The following is a 3,423-nucleotide window of genomic DNA, read 5'->3' as shown; positions in this document are numbered from 1 at the left end:
CGCGAGGTGCTGGAGGAGCTGGCGGACTACATCAAGAGCCTCGTGGCGCAGCCGGATGACGAAGGTCAGCGCGGCGCGCAGCTCCTGCACATCGAGGAGGCGCTGGAGGACATCGAGCCGCCGCTCAACCGCTTCGTCCACCTGTGGCACGGCTTCGTGGCGTACGGCATCGTGCCGCTGTTCGCGTTGGCCAACTCCGGCGTGGATGTGTCCGGCATGGGCCTTTCGGACCTGCTCAAGCCCCTGCCCCTGGGCATCATCGCCGGCCTCTTCGTGGGCAAGCAGGTGGGCATCTTCCTCTTCACCTGGGCGGCGGTGAAGGCGGGCGTGTCCCCCCTGCCCGCGGGCGCGAGCCTCGCGCAGTTGCACGGCGTGGCGGTGGTGGCGGGCATCGGCTTCACGGTGGCCCTGTTCGTGGGCGGACTGGCGTTCAGTGGACAGCCGGCGCTGCTCGCGGAGGCGAAGCTGGGCATCCTCACCGGCTCGCTGCTCTCCGCCGTGGTGGGGTACGTGCTATTGCGCTACGTGGCCCGACCCACGGTCGCGTCCACCCCTCCGCCATGAACCTCCAGGACCTCAACCGCATCCGGCAGATCACCGTCATCGCCGCCCGCCATGGCTTCGGCGAGGTGGCTGACCGCGCGGGCGTGTGGCGCATGCTGGGCCGCAAGGAGAAGGTGGAGGTCTCCCCGGAGACCCAGCGCGAGTCCACCGCGCGCCGCTTCCGCCTCTTCCTGGCGGAGCTGGGCCCCACGTTCATCAAGCTGGGCCAGGTGCTCTCCACCCGCGCGGACCTCTTGCCCGCGGAGTTCGTGGAGGAGCTGGCCACGCTCCAGGACCACGTGGAGGCCATTCCCCTGGAGGCCATCCACGCGCAGATCCGCGAAGCGCTGGGCAAGGACGTGCACGAGCTGTTCGCGCACGTGGATCCGGAGCCGCTCGCCGCCGCGTCCATCGCGCAGGTGCACCGCGCGGTGACGCTGGACGGCGAGGAGGTCGTCGTCAAGGTGCAGCGGCCGGGCATCGCCGAGCGCATCGACGCGGACCTGGGCGTGCTGCGCTCGCTGGCGCGCCTGCTGGAGGCCGTGGTGGAGGAGACGGGCATCTACACGCCCTCCGGCATCGTGGACGAGTTCGACCGGGCCATCCACGAGGAGCTGGACTTCGTCAACGAGGCCTCCAACATCCGCGCGTTCCTGGAGACCCACCAGGACCGCCCGTACATGAAGATCCCCCGCGTGCACGCGCCGCTGTCCAGCCGCACCGTGCTCACGCTGGAGTTCATCCGCGGGGAGAAGATCAACCCCGCCCTGCTGTCGGAGGCGGAGCGCAAGCAGCTGGCGCAGAACATCCTGGAGGCCAGCTTCCGCCAGCTCTTCGACGACGGCCTCTTCCACGGCGACCCGCACCCCGGGAACCTGCTGCTCATGGAGGGCAACCGGCTGGCGCTGCTGGACTTCGGCGTGGTGGGCCGGCTCACGCGCCCCATGCAGGAGACGCTGGTGATGCTGTGCCTCGCGGTGGCGCTCAAGGACAGCGACTCCGTGGCGCGCATCCTCTACCGCGTGGGCGTGCCCGACGCGCGCGCCAACCTGATGGGCTTTCGCAACGACATCGAGTCCATCCTCGGCCAGCACCTGCCCACCACGCTGGGCCAGGTGGACGCGCGCACGCTGCTCAGGGACCTGTTGGATCTCGCGGTGAAGTACCGCATCCGCATCCCCAAGGAGTATGCGCTCCTGTCGCGCGCCTCCATCTCCACGGAAGGGATGCTGCGCAGCCTCTACCCGGAGATGAACATCCTGGAGGTCGCGCTGCCGTACGCGAAGGAGCTGCTCGCCGGGCGGTATGATCCGAGCCAGCTCCAGGGGGGCCTGATGCGCACGCTGTTGCGCTTCCAGTCCATGGCGCAGGACCTGCCCACGCAGCTGTCGCAGATCCTCCTGGACCTGGAGACGGGCAAGTTCAGCGTCACCGTGCGCGCGGAACAGTTCGACAAGCTCAACGAGAACCTGCGCAGCGTGGCCGTCATCGCGTTCCTGGGCCTGTGCGCGTGCGGCTTCATCGTGGGCGCCTTCATCGCCTTCGCGCCCCGGCCCCCCATGTACGGCAACGTGCCGGTGCTGGGCATCGTGGGCATCGCGGTGGCGGCGGCGCTCTTCGGCGCGGTGCTCACCTGGTACCTGTTCGGCGGCCGCTTCGGAAAGGTGAGCGTCACCCGCTTCCTGAAGAAGCGCCGCTAGCGTCCGGAGCCTGGAGGACCCTCGTGGTGAGGTGGGTGTGACACCGGCCCACCCGGCCTCGTGCAGGCAGGCCGGGGAGCGCGTGTCACGGGAGCGAGAACGGATCCGTTGAGGGGTGCACAGTCATGCTCGGCCCGGGTAGGCTGCGGGCCCTGTCGTCTCCCCTCTTGCCCACGTGGTCGTCTTGTTCGCGAACCCAACCGCCGCCCGTCGTCCGCACCGCGCCCCGCTGGCCTCGCTGTTCGCGGTCGCGCTCCTCGCCACCTCCGCCGGCTGTGCTGGCGGGCTGGATGATCCCGATCGCTTCACCGGGGGCACCAGCGCCTGCGCGGCCGGCACCACCGCCACCGGCATCATCCAGGCGCAGTGCTTCGCGTGTCACTCCACCTCCAGCAAGGAGATTGGCGCGGGCCTGGACCTGCAGGCCACGGGCCTTCCGGGGCGCCTCTACACGACGACCTCCTCCGCGACGTGCAGCTCCGTGCCGGTGGCGGACAGCGCCAATCCGGCCAATTCGCTCTTCCTGAAGAAGCTGACGTCCAACCCTGGCTGTGGGACGCAGATGCCGCAGGGCAACCCGCTCAGCGCGGCGGAGACCGCCTGCCTCACCGAGTGGCTGGTCAACGGAAAGCCGAGCTCGCCGTGATGACGCGCACCCGTTCCGGCTCCCTCACCGCCTTGCTGGGCGCCGCCCTCCTCCTGGGGCCTGTCGCCTATGCCGCGCCGAAGAAGCCGGTGAAGACGACGCAGTCCGCGAAGAAGAAGCCCGCGAAGCAGGCGGAGGCGCGCCGCGTCGCGGTGCTCGCCTCCGGTCCGCACGCGGAGGCCGCGCGCGACGCGCTGGAAGCGGAGCTGGCCCGCCGTCCGGCCCGCTATGAAATCGTGCCCGAGTCCGCCGTGCGCAGCGCCGCGTCACGACTGGGGCGGGACCCCACCACGGCCGCTGGCGCCTCCGCCGTGGCCTCCGAACTGGGCCTGAGCGCCATCCTGGTCGCGGACACGTCCACCACGGGCAAGAAGCAGCAGGTGCGCCTCACCGTGCGCAACGGCAAGGACGGCAAGGCCCTGGCCTCGCCCGCCGCGGCCCGCCCGGCGACGGCGAAGCTGGTGCCCGCGTCCGTGAAGCGCCAGTGGACGGCGCTGGAGAAGGGCCTCCAGAAGCTGTCTCTGATACACATCT

General features: G+C 70.3%; 4 protein-coding genes. All 4 read left to right on the top strand.

Annotated features, from left to right (window positions below):
* Window positions 1-564, top strand: a 564-nt coding sequence (locus tag D7Y13_RS39940) for a Na+/H+ antiporter NhaA (protein WP_147452617.1), incomplete at its 5' end; no start/stop codon positions are given.
* Window positions 561-2,243: an ABC1 kinase family protein gene (locus tag D7Y13_RS39935; RefSeq protein ID WP_120535102.1), complete on the top strand. Its 1,683-nt coding sequence runs from the start codon at window positions 561-563 to the stop codon at window positions 2,241-2,243. The genes D7Y13_RS39940 and D7Y13_RS39935, both read left to right, overlap by 4 nt.
* A gap of 184 nt (window positions 2,244-2,427) precedes the next feature.
* Window positions 2,428-2,889, top strand: a complete 462-nt coding sequence (locus D7Y13_RS39930) for a hypothetical protein (RefSeq protein WP_147444361.1) — start codon at window positions 2,428-2,430, stop codon at window positions 2,887-2,889.
* The coding region (locus tag D7Y13_RS39925; RefSeq protein WP_208734542.1) for a hypothetical protein at window positions 2,889-3,423 on the top strand (535 nt) is incomplete at its 3' end. The genes D7Y13_RS39930 and D7Y13_RS39925, both read left to right, overlap by 1 nt.

Source organism: Corallococcus praedator, from assembly GCF_003612125.1.
Lineage (GTDB): Bacteria > Myxococcota > Myxococcia > Myxococcales > Myxococcaceae > Corallococcus > Corallococcus praedator.
Note: the sequence above shows the minus strand (reverse complement) of the source record. Positions and strands in the feature narration are given on the sequence as shown.